The organism is Parasutterella secunda, from assembly GCF_024733725.1.
GTDB classification, from domain to species: Bacteria; Pseudomonadota; Gammaproteobacteria; order Burkholderiales; family Burkholderiaceae_F; genus Aphodousia; species Aphodousia faecalis.
In genome coordinates, this window is the sequence record NZ_JANRHP010000001.1 from 348,985 (window position 1) to 364,734 (window position 15,750).

Below are 15,750 nucleotides of genomic sequence, written 5' to 3' on the forward strand. Positions count from 1 at the left end.
TGTTAAAGGAATGTAACACTTTTCCATTGTCTGAAAAAATGGCCCGTCTGTCTAATACAAACGAGCCACATTACCCAAACCCCATTTAGCCTAGCGCTTAATGAGAACCTCTGCACTGACCGTTAAATTCAAGTCGCTGGTTCCGGCCTCCAATTGCGGTGCAATCACCGCAGCGTCTCTGGCTGACTTAGCCGAGGCTGTCATCATCACATTTAAGGGCCTTGGATTAGCGCTGCCGCTAAAGCGCAAAGACTGCAGCTGCACCTTAGAGGCTTCACTTCCGACAGACTGAGCAATCCAAACAGCTCTCTGCGTAGCATCGGTTACGGCCAATTTATGAAGTGATTCATCGTATTTTGCTTTAGCCGTATCCGATACTCTGAAATTTAAACCGTCTAAAGCCAACTGACCATTGACGCTTTCAATAACCTTAGGCACTAACGTCACGTCAGGGGCAATTACTTGTAAAGACTGCGTCACACGCCAAGCAACAATTTTTGGCGTTTGATTGCCTTTTGTCTCACCGTAAACCGGATAAGAATTGATGTATTGCGTTTCAAACTGTAATTGATCGCTTACTGTTTTAATTTGTGATAAGCCCTTATTCATCGCCTTGACGGCCTGAGACGTTGCTTCTTGAAGAGTCGAGGCCTGAGCCATAGCCGACCAATTCATCAACGCTTCATCATTAGGAACGGTTAAAGAGGCAGTCCCATTAATACTTAAGGTCAGTCCTTTTTCTGACAACTGAATACCATTCATAGAGTCTGAAGCGATAGCTACACCTATTGTCGCCATTAAAGCACCCGTTGCGGCCACTTGGAGGATTTTATTCATCTATTTATCTCCATAAATAAAATTGATCGGTTGGTTTTATTTTAGGAGTTTAACTCGAGTAAAATGTGACATTATTTTCTTTTCTGTATCAGCTTTTTAAAACGAGACTGTTATGAATCCGATTGTTGTTTGCCGCTTACCGAACCATGTCGGCGACTGCTGTATGACCCTGCCATCATTGCGTTTATTAGAAGCCAGTGGCTTTACCCCCTATTTGGTCGGTAAACGCTTTGCCGAAGACCTGATGTTGGGAATGGGATGGCGCTTCGACCCGATTGAAGGTCATGTAAGCGAAGACTTGCAAAGACTTCATTACCTCTCGGAACAATTAAATAAGCCTTTGGGACTGCTTTTCCCAAATTCTTTCGGCTCCGCTCTTCAATTCCGCTTAGCCGGCATCAGAGCCGCGGGTTTTCCCACTGACGGCCGATTCTTACTTTTGGATCAGAAGGTGCCTGAACCTGAGAAGAATATCCATGAAGTGGAACGCTTCTTTGCCGCAGCACTCGGTGCTATTAAAGCTTGGGGAAAAGAGCCGGCATGGACTGAGCCCACAAAAGACCTCGGCCTTAAATTGATTACCCGTCACACCGCAGGTGCTAAGAACCTCATTGAAAAATTCCATATTCCTGAAAAATTTGCTTTGATCGCCCCGATTGCACGAGGCGTTCATCATGGAAAAGTTAAGCATTGGACCCACATAAATTGTGTTGTTAAACCCTTGCGTGAACTGGGAATTGAACCGATCGTGCTGCCTTCGCCTGACGAAGCTGCTGACGCTAAAGTTGCTTGCCCTGACGCCACGCACTTGCCGCCTACGAATCTAGGAACCTATGCTGCCTTGTGTAAGGAAGCACAATTGGTTATCGCCAATGATTCCGGCATCAGCCACGTAGCTGCAGCCGTTGGGGCTCGACAAATTACTTTGATTGGCGTAACAGACCCGAAGCGCACTGGTCCATGGAATCCTAATGCTATTGTGTTAGGTGAAGAAAATCATTGGCCAACTAGGGATCAGGTCATTGAGAAAATTGTTACTCTGCTGACTGAGAAATAAAAATGATATCTTCTTTTTTGAACGGTATAAGAAACTTTTCTCCTTGGATCACTTTTTATATAACTGTTTCAAGTGCATGTTTATTTTTTTTAATGGGAATACATGCGGCAAAATATTTAATTTTTTTATTCGCAATACTATCTATCGTCTTAACTTATCAAAATTCAGATTACCTCAAAGTCTCAAGGCCATTATTGTCTTTCTTGTTCCCCTTTGTCCCGTGGTTTATCAGCGTAATAATTCTGATTCTAGTCCATGGAATAGATGGTTTTTCTTATGCGTACAACGCTATGCTCATTATGACCCTCGTATTCCTAGGAATTCAGAAAATAACATTTACCAGAAATGGATTAATATGCATACTGGCTAGCTTTTTAGTATGTATGTCAATTGCGATTATTGCTCACGTTCTATACCTAGGATTCATAGATAGTGGTGTATTTTCAGTTAATAAAAATAAAGTTGCAGGAGTTATTACTTTTTTGACCATATCTTGTTTAGCAAGTTTTCACTTTGATAGAAAACTTTACCCAACTAACCAACGGATATATATTGCATTCTGTATAGTTGTCTCCCTTGTTTCTATTGTATTGTTGGAAGCTCGTACAGCCTTGCTTGCCTTTCCTGCTTTGGCTATTACTTGTTTATTATCCAATCGAAAAGAAGATAAAAAGTTTGCTATTATTACAACTCTGATATTCATTGCATTAGTTTTCTGCTTCTTTTTATCTGGACGGATGCAACAAGGTATTGAAGATCTTCAAAGTTACCAGGAAGGTAATTCTTCTACTTCTTGGGGTATCCGCTTAGAACTTTGGAAATTTGCTATCTACGGTTTTATTGAGCAACCACTGTTTGGCTGGGGTGATAAACCATTTGCTGCGATCTCCAGCTCTGGATATGCATTCAATGTTCCCTCCTTTGGAGTCTTTTTGCCCCATTTTCATAGCGATTTTTTCCAAACACTCGCAACTGGAGGACTTGTAGGGATAATAGGATGGCTCATTTCGTTGGTTTTGCTTTTAAAAGATTCTTGGAAAGATTCTACTCGGTTAGCTTTACTTGCCTCTATTGCTGCAATGGGTCTAGCAGATAGATATTGGGCACATTGGATTACCTTCTTTCCATTTGTTACCTTGTGGTTAATGCTATACCTTTCTTCACGAAAAACAGAAACTAGCTATGAAAAAGCCTATTGTCTCCGTAATCCTCCCTGTCTATAACGTTAAACTTTATCTTGAAGAGTCACTTTTATCTGTTATTAATCAAGATTACAGGGAATTAGAGATTATCGCTATAAACGATGGTTCTACCGACTCAAGCCTCGAGATTTTAGAACGTATGGCCGAAGGAGATTCACGTATTAAAGTTTTATCCAAATGTAACGGTGGCCTGGCTTCTGCAAGAAATTACGGTCTTAAACACTGTAGTGGAGATTTTATTTTATTCGTTGATTCAGACGATTTGCTCATCTCTAATGCCATTTCAACTTTAATGAAATGTGCAATTGATAAGTCCGCTGATATTGTTGCTTTCGGTTTTGAAAAATTTTATGAAAATACGAAGATAAGCAAAAAGGTAGATAAAGACTTTAAAGCTGTCCCATTGTCTACCTCTGACTATTTTCGGCTAGCTTTTGATGACTCTTTCCCGTCTAAATATTGCAATGGAGGCTATGCTTGGGCGAGACTTTACAAAAGGGAAGTCATTCAAGATTTCTATTTTGATTCAAATAGACTTTTATACGAAGATGAGGATTTTACATCTCGTCTCATTTTGAAATTAGAAGGAAATGAGAAACTTTTCTACATCGATGATGTGCTTTATCTGTACCGGCAGAGGAAATCCAGTTTAGTGCACTCTAGGCGAACGAAGAGATTGTTTAATCTTTACTCTTGTAGAAGAGCAATTTTGAAAAGATGCGTAAAAGATAGTGAACAGTACAGAATAATTGATAGAGCTCGTTTAATTACTCTTATTAAGTTAATGCAGGTATCTCTAAGGAACAACTATACTGGAGCATTTTCTTTATTCAAACGAATTTTACTCAGTAGAAGAGACGTCTCCTTAAGGTTAGCGTTACCTTATCTTTTTGGTGTCTCCATAGCGAAAAGATATTCACAAAAAAGAATTAAAAAAGCTGAAAGAAAAAATCAATCATTACAATATTGGGAATAACACAGAAAAGGAATTGCTATGCGGATAGCCTTTTGCATTTACAAATACTTCCCTTTCGGAGGATTGCAACGAGATTTCTTCCGTATAGCCAAAGAAGTTGTCCTCCGGGGACACACCGTTCGGGTTTATGTCAGGGAGTGGGTTGGCGAAAGACCTACTGACTTTGAAATTATTGAAGTTCCCACTCATTCGATGAGCAACCACGGAAAAAATTCTGAATACTTTAACTGGGTCAGTAATCACTTAGACAGTCATCCAGTAGATAGAGTTGTTGGTTTTAATCGGATGCCGGGCTTGGACGTGTATTTCACCGGTGACGTCTGTTACGCAGAAAAAACAAAACATAAGAATTTCTTTTACAAATTAACTTCCCGTTATCGCCATTTCATCCATTTTGAACAAGCTGTTTTTAATAGAGGTCTTCCGACCAAGATTCTACTTCTTACAGAAAACCGCAAATTAGAAATCCAAGAACACTACCACACGGAAGATGGTCGCTTTTATTTACTGCCCCCAGGCATAGATATTGATCGAAAATACGATAAGCAACCTCAAGACTGTCGAGAAAAATTTCGCGAAGAATTTGCTTTGAGTAACGAGCAAAAACTTTTATTGCAGGTATGTTCAAATTATGAATTAAAAGGAGTTGATCGAAGTATTAAAGCCTTAGCCTCTCTTCCCGCAAGCAAGAGAGAAAACACCTTCCTTTTCGTTGTTGGTGAAGATAATCCGGAGAAAATGTCGACTTTGGCGCAAAGCTTAAATATCTCAGATCATGTACGTTTTTTCCGGGGAAGAAACGACATTAGTCGTTTCATGCTTGGAGCTGACCTCATGCTACACCCTGCTCGACAAGAGGCTGCAGGTATAGTTATCCTTGAGTCCATTGTGTCCTGCTTACCTATTATTGTCAGTGGTAATTGCGGTTATTCTTCATATGTAAATACTGCTAGTGCCGGAGTTGTTTTAGCAGAACCTTTTGATCAAAATAGCTACAATCAAACTCTTGAAAAAGTGCTTGAAAATAGCGCATTACGCCAAACGTGGCATGCCAATGCTAAACACTTCGCCGATACACACGATCTTTACGGTTTAGCCAAACGTGCTGCCGATATTATTTTGCAATAACTATGTTCATTTTAAAACCGCCCTTTCTTGAAGCTTGGAAAGGAAAAGATCCTTTTGAAGAGGTCGAAAAAATTTCAGGAGATATCTCCCGCAGTGTAAAAACCAGACGAACACTGCGTTTTGACTTCGCAGGTAAGAGTTATTACCTTAAATTACACCATGGAACAACTTATGGCGAAGTTTTAAAAAACCTCTTGACTGCTCGTCTCCCTGTCCTTGGAGCAGATCGTGAATGGAGAGCCATACACGAATTATCGGCAATTGGCGTAGATACTATGAAGGGAGTTGCATTTGGTCAAAAAGGATGGAATCCAGTTAAAAGAACATCCTTCATTATTACGGAAGATTTAGCCCCAACAATTAGCTTGGAAGATTATTGCAAGAACTGGATCAATAATCCTCCATCCTATTCAGTAAAGAGGATGCTAGTTACCAGAGTGGCAGAGATGGTTAGAAATATGCACTCTATCGGCATTAATCATCGCGACTGCTATATATGCCATTTTCTTCTGCATCTACCGTTTAACGGAAATAGTAATGACCTAAAAATTTCAATCATTGATCTCCATCGGGCTCAATTTAGGAAGGCAGTCCCAATTCGCTGGAGGAACAAAGATTTAATTGGTCTTTACTATTCTTGCATGGGTATTGGATTAAGCAACAGAGATTACTTACGGTTTCTCAAAATATATTTTCAAAAACCCTTAAAAAGTATTTTTAAAGAAGAGGTTGATCTTATTTCACAAGCTCAAAAACGAGCTGAAAAAATTAAAGAGCGTTCTGTTAGAAAAGGGTTATAAACATGTCTGAGTTCTCGTTTGGGAAAGTTATTGGCAGAGGTATGGAACGGATATGTTATGCCAACCCTAATAATCCTAAAACTTGCTTTAAAGTGAGCCGATTAGGGCATGATGTTCAAAGCAGAAGAGAGATTCATTATTTTAATTTTCTGAAAAAAAGAAACATTTCTGCCGATTTCTTACCTACCTATTATGGCTTCAAAAAAACGAATGAATTCTTGATTATTGAACAAGAGCTTTTTGTCTCTGATGACTCAACGCGTGCGATGCTATTAGGAGATTATGTAAAACAAGCTTCTGAGGCAGAAATTGCTCAACTTGAGCTAAAACTAAAAGAAATCAAAAACGAAATGATTCAAAAAAACATCATCATTTCGGATATTCGTCCTGCCAATATGATGGTTCTGGAAAAATCTAATGAGGGTCTTAAACGTATTGTTTTTTTAGATGGTTTCGGATCCCCGGAATTTATCCCTTTACCAATCTACTGCCCTTATTTTGGAAAAAAGAAGATTGAAAGACAGTGGAAAAAATTTTGTCGTTATTACTACAATGAAAAACAACACGGTTAGTTTCATTGTCGTTCAGTATATTTTTCATCATGTTTAAGAAAACAAGAAAAAAACTAAAGCTCCTGTCTTATCAGCACCCACAAGCCACACAGCAAGTGGAGAATTACCTTCGTAGTTATGCATTTGGGGCTTCATTTTTCAGAACTATCTGCAACGTCCTTTTTTCTCTTCAGGCTAAAAATCGCTTGCCTTTGAATCAAAATCATGAGGAATATGTTCAAAGGATGCTCAACCTTCATCAGCGACATATTGTCATTATGGGGCATGAGCACGTGGCTATCGTTATACGTTTAATCCAGGAAAAGTTAAAACTTGTCGGTATCAGTTCAGAAGTCATTGATAAGCCGCCAGAAGGTGGCTTCAGTGATGCTGTCCACATTGTCCTTTGCCCTCAAGCATTCCGAGCTTTGCCAAGGAACTATATTGCTTTTCAAATGGAACAGCTGGCTATTTCTGACCGCTATCGCAATAAAAGATACTTAGATATTTTATGCAATGCATTGGCTGTGTTTGATTATTCTTTAATGAATATCGAACATATGATCAAACATGGTGTCCCTAAAGAACGAGTCTTTTATTTACCTATCTTTTCTAAGGTTCGAGACAATTTCAACCAAAATCTTGTCTACGATGTCCTGTTTTATGGTGATATCCACAGCGAGAGAAGACAAAATTTATTAAATAAACTTAAAAACGACTTTAATTTGAAAATTGCCTTTAAAGTTTGGGGTGAACAAAAACTTGAAGAATTAAAAAAAGCAAAGGTAATTGTTAACTTACATTTTTATGAAAACGCATTACTAGAGTCCACCCGACTGTTTGAATGCTTGGAAATGGGAAAGGTTGTTGTTTCTGAAGAATCTTTGGATCAAGTGACGTACCAACATTTAAATGGAATTGTTGATTTTTTCACAACAGGAAACTATCTTGAATTAAAACAACTATTAAATAGCCTACTCAATAACGGTAGGCTTGAGGAACACATCGAAAATATCAAACAGGGTCTTAATAGGCAACCTGATTGGTTCGCCTTGTATTTTTATCGAGCCTTATTAGCGCTCGATATCATATCCTTTGACACATTCTACGAAGTCATTGGCAAACAAATTAAGCTTTCCAATAAGGTGACTGTCAGAACTATCGAATATGAAGCTATCAATCCTGATAACTCACTGCTAACGAATAACGGGACAGTCTTGGAAGCCCTTCGACATTACTTGCCGGAAAAAGCCCGTGATTACACTTATGATCTCATACATAGAAACGCAGAACTGTCTGGTAATCCAGCGCCGCAATTAGAGCTAACAGAGCAAACGAAACGTTCCTGGACGTAGTTACTGTGTTTTTTTCAAATTAGCCAAATATTTTTCCATATAGCGGTCAAAGCGTTGAAATAAACGCTTTTGCTTCTGATGGCAAAACCAAGGCCAATAAAGAACCAAAGGAATACGTTGGGCAAAACCAATGTTGTCACAAACAACCGGGAAAATTTCTGTTTGGCTTACCCGGTGACAAAGTATGTTATGGGGTTTCAGTGCCATAGTAACAATGAGGTTATCCCATATATACTTTTTGAGTTTTTCAATCAAGAGCGATAACTCTTGGTCACTCAACTCGCCGTTTTTATAATAGTCCCCTAAAGTCTTGGAACTCTGACCATCGAAGTCCATGATACGGTCATACACGTAACCGTTACCTAAATTTGTTTGTACGACACCATAAAATCTAGATATGCCACGCCAATCTTTCAAGTACGTGTTTAGGTGTCTGTAATAAGATAATTCTCTTTTTATTTCTTTTAATGCAATATCTGAAGGGTTATAAATAATTTTGATACATTTCTGAGGATCATCGGGATGAATATAACAAGCCCTGTGTGCACCAACACCAATCACTGAAATATCGGAATGATCTTCTGATAGTTGAATCATTTTAAAAATCCTAACGTCTTAATGAATCATTGAGTGAATTCGAGACTTTTCAACAAAAGTAACGATTTCCTAATTGTAATAATTTTCTCTATTTTAACTCAAATTAAATATTGAATCGTTAATTCTTATATTCTCTTAATTGTTTTAATAACGGCAACTGCATAAATCTACTAAATAATCGCTTTTGTTTTTGATGACAAAGCCAAGGGCAATAATACTCAATAGGCAAAAAGGAGGCGCTTCCAATATTGTCACAAACCACTGGATTAATTTCTGATTCACTAATTCGGTGACAGAGCACGTTATAAGGTTTGATAGACATAGTTACAATGCGGTTATCCCATAGATAACGCCGAAGTCTATCAATGAGCGCCGAAAGTTCATCGTGCAATTGATCTAAATTATTCTCGTTATAACGTTGTTCAATACTTTGTGAGGGTCTTCCATCAAAGTCAACGATACGGTCGTATACAAAGCCTCTCCCAAGGTTTGTTTCAACTTCACCGTAAAATCTCGGTAATCCACTCCAGTCCTTTAGATAACTTTCAAGATGTTTGTAATAGGCAAGCTCGCGCTTAATTTCCTGGAAAGCGTGTTCTCCGGGATTGTGAACAACTTTAATACACTTACTGGCATCTTCCGGATGGATGTAGCATGCTCTATGTCTGCCAACACCAACAACCAATGGATTCGAATGATCTTTAGGTAATTCAATCATTTTTTAGCTCTTTTTTAACTAGGCCTCACCTTTGGAGGCGAGATGATAATTCAGACCCGGAATTTCTTCCAACTCATCGAGCAATGTTTGATTTAAATAAACTTCCCAGTCTTTTGAAAAAATGAAAGAAGCTTCTTTTCCATGATCCATTACCTTGACGGAAACTCTGCAACCCGCATCATCTACGTCGGGGCGGTGATCTTCTAAAAATGTCTTTAAAAGATCAAAGTCAAAATTAGGATCCTTTAACTCGATTTGTAAAACAGTGCTATTTTTTGCTCGAAGCGTTGCCGGCACTTCAACAGAACGCGCCGTGATACTGACTCCTGTTGCTGAGAATTTATCTTCTCGGGCATTACCTCGAACAAACACCAATTCATCGCTTTTAACAATATTGCGATAAATCATCCAATCATCGCCGAAGCACGTCACAGAGATCGTTGAGGTTCCGTCATCTAAGACAAAACTACCCATCAAACGTCCTTCTTTGTTGAAACTCTGTTTAATGTTGGAGGCAATACCCGCCACTTGTATTGAGGGCGATCGACGATTAGCACTTCGTTGAGCGGGCTTGACATTGATGATCGGCGTAGGGTGCAATTGGGCTGCCTCTTCCTGAACAGCTCCGTAGAAATGCCCTCGGAAAACGCATCCCATCACATCGCGCTCTCCCATCAGTTCTTTGTATGCACTCCACGGTTTTGCATCAATGTATTCAGGCTGCACCTCATCCATCACATCGGCGAACAAACTTTCCTGTCCTGCGTTGGAAGATTCACTTTCGCTCAATGCAATCGCATTATCAATATTGGCCGCAAGCTTTGCTCGATTAGGCTCTAGGCTGTCAAATACACCGGCCTGAATAAAAGACAACAATGTTCGCCTAGAGAAATTTGTCCGATCAACACGGCTCACCAAATCAAAGAGGTCTTTATATGGGCCGTTTTGCTCACGCTCCCTAGCAATTGCTTCTGCCGTATCTTTAGGAATCCCTTTAATGCCTCCCAAACCGTAACGAATTTCGTGCATCGATGTCGGCACAAATTCCCATTCACTCTTATTAATATCGGGTGGCAAGACGGAAATTTCGTTAGCAAAGCAATCATCGATCAAATGCTTCAGTTTTTCTCCCGAGTCCATCACTAAGCACATGTTTGCAGCCATGAATGGCGCAGGATAGTGTACTTTCAGGTAAGCAGTCTGATAGGCAACGTAAGAGTAAGCGCAAGCGTGGGATTTATTAAAACCGTATCCCGCAAATTTTTCCATCAAGTCGAAAAGGTCACCTGCTTTATCCTCAGCCATTCCACGCTCAACCGCACCCTTTACAAACACCGCGCGTTGGCGTTTCATTTCATCGACTTGCTTTTTACCCATGGCACGACGCAAAAGGTCTGCGCCGCCCAGTGAGTACCCGCCGATAATCTGCGCCACACGCATCACCTGTTCCTGGTACACCATGATGCCGTAAGTTTCTTTCAGCACAGGCTCTAAACGTGGATCCGGGTAATGAACTTCTTTTTCGCCGTGCTTACAAGCGATATACTCAGGAATAAGATCCATCGGACCCGGACGATAAAGGGCATTTAAAGCGATCAAATCTTCAAGACAATCTGGCCTTGCATCGCGCAAAAGCTTTCTCATGCCGTCACTTTCAAATTGAAACACGGCACTGGTATTGCCCACTTGGAAAAGGTGGTATGTTTCCGGATCGTCAATTGGGATCGCTTCCAAACGCAACGTTGTATTGGGATCCAACTGACGGATAAAACGCATCGCAAATTCCAAAATCGTCAGCGTTGTTAAACCTAAAAAGTCGAACTTCACCAACCCGACGTTTTCAACGTCTTTTTTGTCAAATTGACTGATTACGTTATCCGGGTTTTCATCCTGAGAATATAACGGGCAGAAATCAGTCAGTTTTCCCGGTGCAATCAGCACGCCCCCGGCGTGCATACCTAAGTTACGCACCAAACCTTCTAAAGGAAGCGCTTTATCAACAAGTTGTGCAACAGATTCATCTTTTTCAATCAGGTCTTTTAAATCCGGCACTGTCTTGATGGCTTCTGCCAACGTCACGTTTTTTCCCGGTTGAGCCGGAATAAGGCGAGAGACCTTGTCACAAAGGCTGTAACTAATGCCCAACACCCGGCCAACATCACGAATCACACCCTTAGCACCCATCGTGCCGAAAGTGGCGATTTGGCTAACAGCGTCTTCACCGTAGCGAGATTTAACGTAATTAATCGTGCGTTGACGATTGTACTGGCAGAAGTCCACGTCAAAGTCAGGCATCGACACACGTTCCGGATTTAAGAAACGTTCAAAGAGCAAGTCGTAGCGCAACGGATCCATATCGGTGATGCGCAAAGAATAAGCTACGAGCGAACCGGCACCGGATCCACGGCCCGGGCCTACTGCCACCCCATTTTGCTTAGACCAATTAATGAAGTCCTGCACAATAAGGAAGTAGCCTGGGAATCCCATTTTCTTAATGATTCCCAATTCAAACTGCAAACGTTCTTCATAACGAGGACGTTCTTTTTCACGCTTTTCCTTTTCGGGATACAAGAATTCCAAACGTTGTTCAAGGCCCTCATGAGACAGCTGATCAATGTAGTCATCCAAACTCATGCCGTCCGGTGTCGGGAAAAGCGGTAGCTGCGGTTTACTTAAAACCCCTTCTAAGTTACAGCGCTTGGCAATTTCTACAGTATTGGCGATTGCTGAAGGCACATCAGCGAAAAGGCTGATCATCTCTTCCGGTGTCTTTAAGTACTGCTCCTTTGAGTAGAGTTTGGGACGAGATTTATCGGCTAAAACGTCCCCTCTGGCAATACAAACACGGATATCATGAGCATCAAAATCTTCAGGCTCCAAAAATTGGATAGGATGCGTAGCCACGACCGGAATGTCGCACTCGTCAGCAATACTTAAGTGATAGCGAACAACAGCCTCATCAGAAGGACGCCCAGCTCTTTGCAATTCCAGAAAAAAACGATCTCCCCAAAGAGACTTCATTTTCTTTGCTAAAACAATAGCCTCAGCTTTCTTTCCAGACAAACAGAGTTGAGCAATTTGTCCTTCCGGGCCGCCGGAGAGAAAAATCAGACCTTCATGATGCTTAAAAAGCCACTCCAGTTTTGTTTCTCCACGCCCCATGTACTGATTTTTTAGCCAAGCGTGCGTAAGGATTTCACAGAGATTTTTGTACCCATCATGATTTTGACAAAAAACCGCCATCCTAAACGGCTTGTCACGATCTGTCTCATTCTGGATGACTAAATCGCAACCCATCAGCGCTTTCACTCCTCCTTTACGCGCATGGGTGTAAAAAATAAGACCTCCAAAAATATTATTTAGATCTGTCAAACCTAAAGCGCCAACACCCTGTTCTTTAATTTTCTTAATGGCTGAGTCAATTCTTACCGTACTATCTGTGACGGAATACTCGGAATGCATGCGTAAATGTACGAATTGTGGAAACGTCACCTTTATATTCCCTCATAGAATCATTCTATTTTTACAATTATTTCCTTATTGTATTGAGATAGATCAATATCATCTTTAACGTTTCGACCTTTCTTTACCTCATTAACATATTTCCCCTGGATTGGAATTTTCTTTGTTGATTTTTGTAAATACCATTCATACTCAATGTCCAAGTGACCAACATCTAAAACTTGGAATCCATCTTGCGTTAGATCAGCTGCTAGCAGTTTAGCCGTAGGTCCTAGTGCAACCAAGATTAGTGAGTCCCTTGGTTGTCGTATTGCTTCAGCATATATCTCCTTATATTTATCAAAAGCATTTTTTGCAGGAGCAATAATCCTACGAACAGACTTGGCTCCACTAAGTAAATCATTGCCTACGCCAAAACGAGTTTTCTCACCCTCTACAATAATTAGATCCCTATCGCTAAAAATTTTTTTAAATCCATGAAAAACTTCTATAGCGACGCCCTTATCTTTCTGATCAACATATGGACGGGTTACCAATGCATTTCCATATGAATAGTCCTTCCTAAGATTATCTCTTAAGTAAGGAAAGAATTTACACATAATCGCTATCCAGTGATATCTAGCCCTTTTGGTATAAGAATGAAGCTTGTTATATTGAAATGCTTCAGGAACACACAACAATATTTTCTCATTCCCATTTGTTAACACGTCATATAGACCTCTCCTAAGGGTATCCGATGTTTTTTGAAATCCTGGACCAGCTATTCCTCTCAAGATTCCAAATTCCCCATCTCCTAGTCTTACGCAAGAGCAGTGAGTCCTCTGTATCTTTTCAAGCGTATCAATAGAGCTCAAAACTGTAATTTTAGGAAAGAAATATTTAAGGATCGGCCAAACGAAGAAGACCCAAAAATAGATTTTTTTAAATTTATTCAGAAATCCCATGAGTACCTCAATTTTATAAATCAGTTCATTAGTTAAAATCTATACTTGTAAAATGAGTGGAAATAAGTTTACCTGATGAATCGGAAACAAAAATGAATAATTTTTCCATGAAATCCATAAGAAAGAACTTGCATTCTCGCGCTCTCATCAGTTCATCAACATTTGAAAATTTGTCTAATTATATTTTTAGCCGAAAGTATAGTGCTGAGCTAATCAGGCTCATGATAAACGTTTTTTTTAAAACAGGAAAAGCCCAGACAACAAACAATTTTTACGTTCAGAGATTTACTATTCTTTGTCCCAGGTACCTCCAGTTCCATGGCAAACTTATTCAAAATCATTTATCTGAATTGGGAATTCTCTCTAACATCATCGGAAGTGAGCCAAAAACTGGCTTTTCAAATAACCAAGTCTATATTGTTCTTTTTCCTCAGCATTTTAAAGTGTTACCTCCATATTACCTTGTCTTTCAACTGGAACAACTGGCAATCAGTGACCGTTTTAGAAGAGAGTCTTATCTATCACTATTAAAAAATGCCATTGCTGTTATGGAATACTCACAAAAAAATTTTGAGTATCTTCAATCTTATGGAATAAAGAATTGCTTCTACGTTCCGATTTTTTCAAAAGTACAACATTTGCCTAATCAAGAACCACTTCATGATGTTTTGTTTTACGGTTCTACAAGTAGTGAACACCGACAAGAATTTCTGTCCAAATTAGGGAAAGACTTCAATGTCCACATTGCTAAAAGTATTTGCGGTGAACAAACAATTGAGGCTATTCACAACTCTAAAGTTATTGTTAATTTGCACAATTACGACAACGCCTTGTTGGAGTCAACTCGCATTTTTGAATGTTTGTCTGCTGGAGCTGTCATCGTTTCTGAGGACGGGAATGATCAAAATGAATACGATTATTTATCGGACTTCGTGGATTTTGTGAAATCCAACAATTACGACCAACTAAGGTCAAAGATTTCTGAAAGGTTGAGCAATGACAACTACAAAACTCAAAGAATCTTTATCCGGGACCAACTAGAAAAACAATTTGATCGTTTTGGGTTCGGTTTCTCAAGAATGCTTCTCGCATTGGGATATATTTCGTTTGATACTTTCTGTAAAACATGGATAACCAAATGCCTGCCCCCTCCCAAAGAAGGTTATGTATCGATACGAAATGAGAAACAAATTAACTTTACTGAAAACTTTACCTTCTGCACATTGCGTCACCACTCAAAGTGGATAGAAAACGAGTTGAATACAAAATTTCTTTGTCTACTAGCAAAACAAAATGATTTACCTTATCTAACAGTGGATTTTGACGGAAAGTGCTCAAAAGAGTATTTGAAGCAGCTATCCAAATACTTTCTTAGCCAACATATTGATCATCCTATTCTATGCTCTGGCATAGCCTTTATACCAAATATAGCATACACGCAAATTATCTCTTGGAATGAACTCCCTCGGATTGTAAATAGCGATAAATACAGTTTGTGGGATAATTTCGAAAAGGTTGATCAGGGTACAATCGAAAAGATTACATATAGCCCTTGTTTAAAGGATTAGTTTTATGGCAATTTCAATCTCTGAGACAAAATTAAACGAGATAAAAATTATTGAACCGAAAGTCTTTGGTGATGCTCGAGGTTTTTTCATGGAGTCTTGGAATAAAAGAGATTTCTCTCAAATAACGGATATCATCTTTGTTCAAGACAATCAATCAAGAAGCAAAAAAGGAGTGGTGAGAGGACTTCATTTTCAGCTTCCTCCCCATGCACAAGCAAAACTCGTTCGTTGTATCGTTGGTAGCATTTTCGACGTCGCTGTTGACATTCGACGCTCCTCTCCAACATTTGGTCAATGGGTTGGAGTTGAACTAAGCGCAGAAAATAAAAAACAACTTTGGATACCCGAGGGCTTTGCCCATGGTTTTGTAGCCCTGACGGATTATGCAGAAGTTTTCTACAAAACCAACGAGTACTGGCATAAAGAGTCTGAAGGTTCTATTCGTTGGGACGATCCGACGCTCAATATCCAATGGCCATTAGATGTTAATCCTTGCCTTTCTGAAAAAGATGCAGCCGCTCCTTTCTTTAAGGATGCTATTCTTTTCGATTAATT

General features: G+C 39.7%; 14 protein-coding genes. 9 read left to right on the forward strand and 5 right to left on the reverse strand.

From position 1 onward, the window contains the following. Positions 1–90: 90 nt before the first annotated feature. Positions 91–837 (reverse strand): SIMPL domain-containing protein, encoded by a 747-nt coding sequence (locus NW199_RS01615; RefSeq protein ID WP_258333423.1) that lies wholly within the window; start codon positions 835–837, stop codon positions 91–93. A 112-nt stretch (positions 838–949) separates the two neighbouring features. On the opposite strand from NW199_RS01615, the gene NW199_RS01620 reads away from it, so the two are divergent. Genes NW199_RS01620 through NW199_RS01650 form a run of 7 tightly spaced genes read left to right on the forward strand, consistent with a single transcriptional unit; the run spans position 950 to position 7,906 of the window. After that, positions 950–1,894, forward strand: coding sequence for a glycosyltransferase family 9 protein (locus tag NW199_RS01620; RefSeq protein ID WP_258333424.1), 945 nt, complete (start codon positions 950–952; stop codon positions 1,892–1,894). A 2-nt stretch (positions 1,895–1,896) separates the two neighbouring features. Further along, on the forward strand, positions 1,897–3,117 hold the full coding sequence (locus NW199_RS01625) for an O-antigen ligase family protein (protein WP_258333425.1): 1,221 nt from the start codon (positions 1,897–1,899) through the stop codon (positions 3,115–3,117). Then, on the forward strand, positions 3,077–4,072 hold the full coding sequence (locus NW199_RS01630; protein ID WP_258333426.1) for a glycosyltransferase family 2 protein: 996 nt from the start codon (positions 3,077–3,079) through the stop codon (positions 4,070–4,072). The genes NW199_RS01625 and NW199_RS01630 overlap by 41 nt, the downstream gene beginning before the upstream one ends. Before the next feature lie 18 nt (positions 4,073–4,090). Continuing rightward, a complete protein-coding gene (locus NW199_RS01635) occupies positions 4,091–5,200 on the forward strand; it encodes a glycosyltransferase family 4 protein (protein WP_258333427.1) in 1,110 nt (369 codons plus the stop codon). 2 nt (positions 5,201–5,202) lie between these two features. Next, positions 5,203–6,000: a lipopolysaccharide core heptose(I) kinase RfaP gene (rfaP, locus tag NW199_RS01640; protein WP_258333428.1), complete on the forward strand. Its 798-nt coding sequence runs from the start codon at positions 5,203–5,205 to the stop codon at positions 5,998–6,000. A gap of 2 nt (positions 6,001–6,002) precedes the next feature. Then, positions 6,003–6,572, forward strand: a complete 570-nt coding sequence (locus NW199_RS01645; protein ID WP_258333429.1) for a YrbL family protein — start codon at positions 6,003–6,005, stop codon at positions 6,570–6,572. Positions 6,573–6,601: 29 nt separating this feature from the next. Beyond that, the gene (locus NW199_RS01650) at positions 6,602–7,906 is read left to right on the forward strand and encodes a hypothetical protein (RefSeq protein WP_258333430.1); all 1,305 of its coding nucleotides are present in this window, start codon (positions 6,602–6,604) and stop codon (positions 7,904–7,906) included. Here NW199_RS01650 and yrbL (NW199_RS01655) read toward each other — a convergent pair whose 3' ends face one another. The 4 genes from yrbL (NW199_RS01655) to NW199_RS01670 form a co-directional block, all read right to left on the reverse strand. Next, positions 7,907–8,503, reverse strand: coding sequence for a PhoP regulatory network protein YrbL (yrbL, locus tag NW199_RS01655; protein ID WP_258333431.1), 597 nt, complete (start codon positions 8,501–8,503; stop codon positions 7,907–7,909). A gap of 118 nt (positions 8,504–8,621) precedes the next feature. Next, positions 8,622–9,221, reverse strand: coding sequence for a PhoP regulatory network protein YrbL (gene yrbL / locus NW199_RS01660; RefSeq protein ID WP_258333432.1), 600 nt, complete (start codon positions 9,219–9,221; stop codon positions 8,622–8,624). Positions 9,222–9,239: 18 nt separating this feature from the next. Beyond that, positions 9,240–12,713: a DNA polymerase III subunit alpha gene (gene dnaE / locus NW199_RS01665; protein ID WP_258333433.1), complete on the reverse strand. Its 3,474-nt coding sequence runs from the start codon at positions 12,711–12,713 to the stop codon at positions 9,240–9,242. 20 nt (positions 12,714–12,733) lie between these two features. Further along, positions 12,734–13,627, reverse strand: coding sequence for a GT-D fold domain-containing glycosyltransferase (locus tag NW199_RS01670; RefSeq protein WP_258333434.1), 894 nt, complete (start codon positions 13,625–13,627; stop codon positions 12,734–12,736). A 92-nt stretch (positions 13,628–13,719) separates the two neighbouring features. Between NW199_RS01670 and NW199_RS01675 the strand changes: the two genes are divergently transcribed. Together NW199_RS01675 and rfbC are read left to right on the forward strand one after the other, a co-directional pair. Continuing rightward, positions 13,720–15,195 (forward strand): CgeB family protein, encoded by a 1,476-nt coding sequence (locus NW199_RS01675; protein ID WP_258333435.1) that lies wholly within the window; start codon positions 13,720–13,722, stop codon positions 15,193–15,195. Positions 15,196–15,199: 4 nt separating this feature from the next. Next, positions 15,200–15,748 (forward strand): dTDP-4-dehydrorhamnose 3,5-epimerase, encoded by a 549-nt coding sequence (gene rfbC / locus NW199_RS01680; RefSeq protein WP_258333436.1) that lies wholly within the window; start codon positions 15,200–15,202, stop codon positions 15,746–15,748. Positions 15,749–15,750 lie beyond the last annotated feature (2 nt).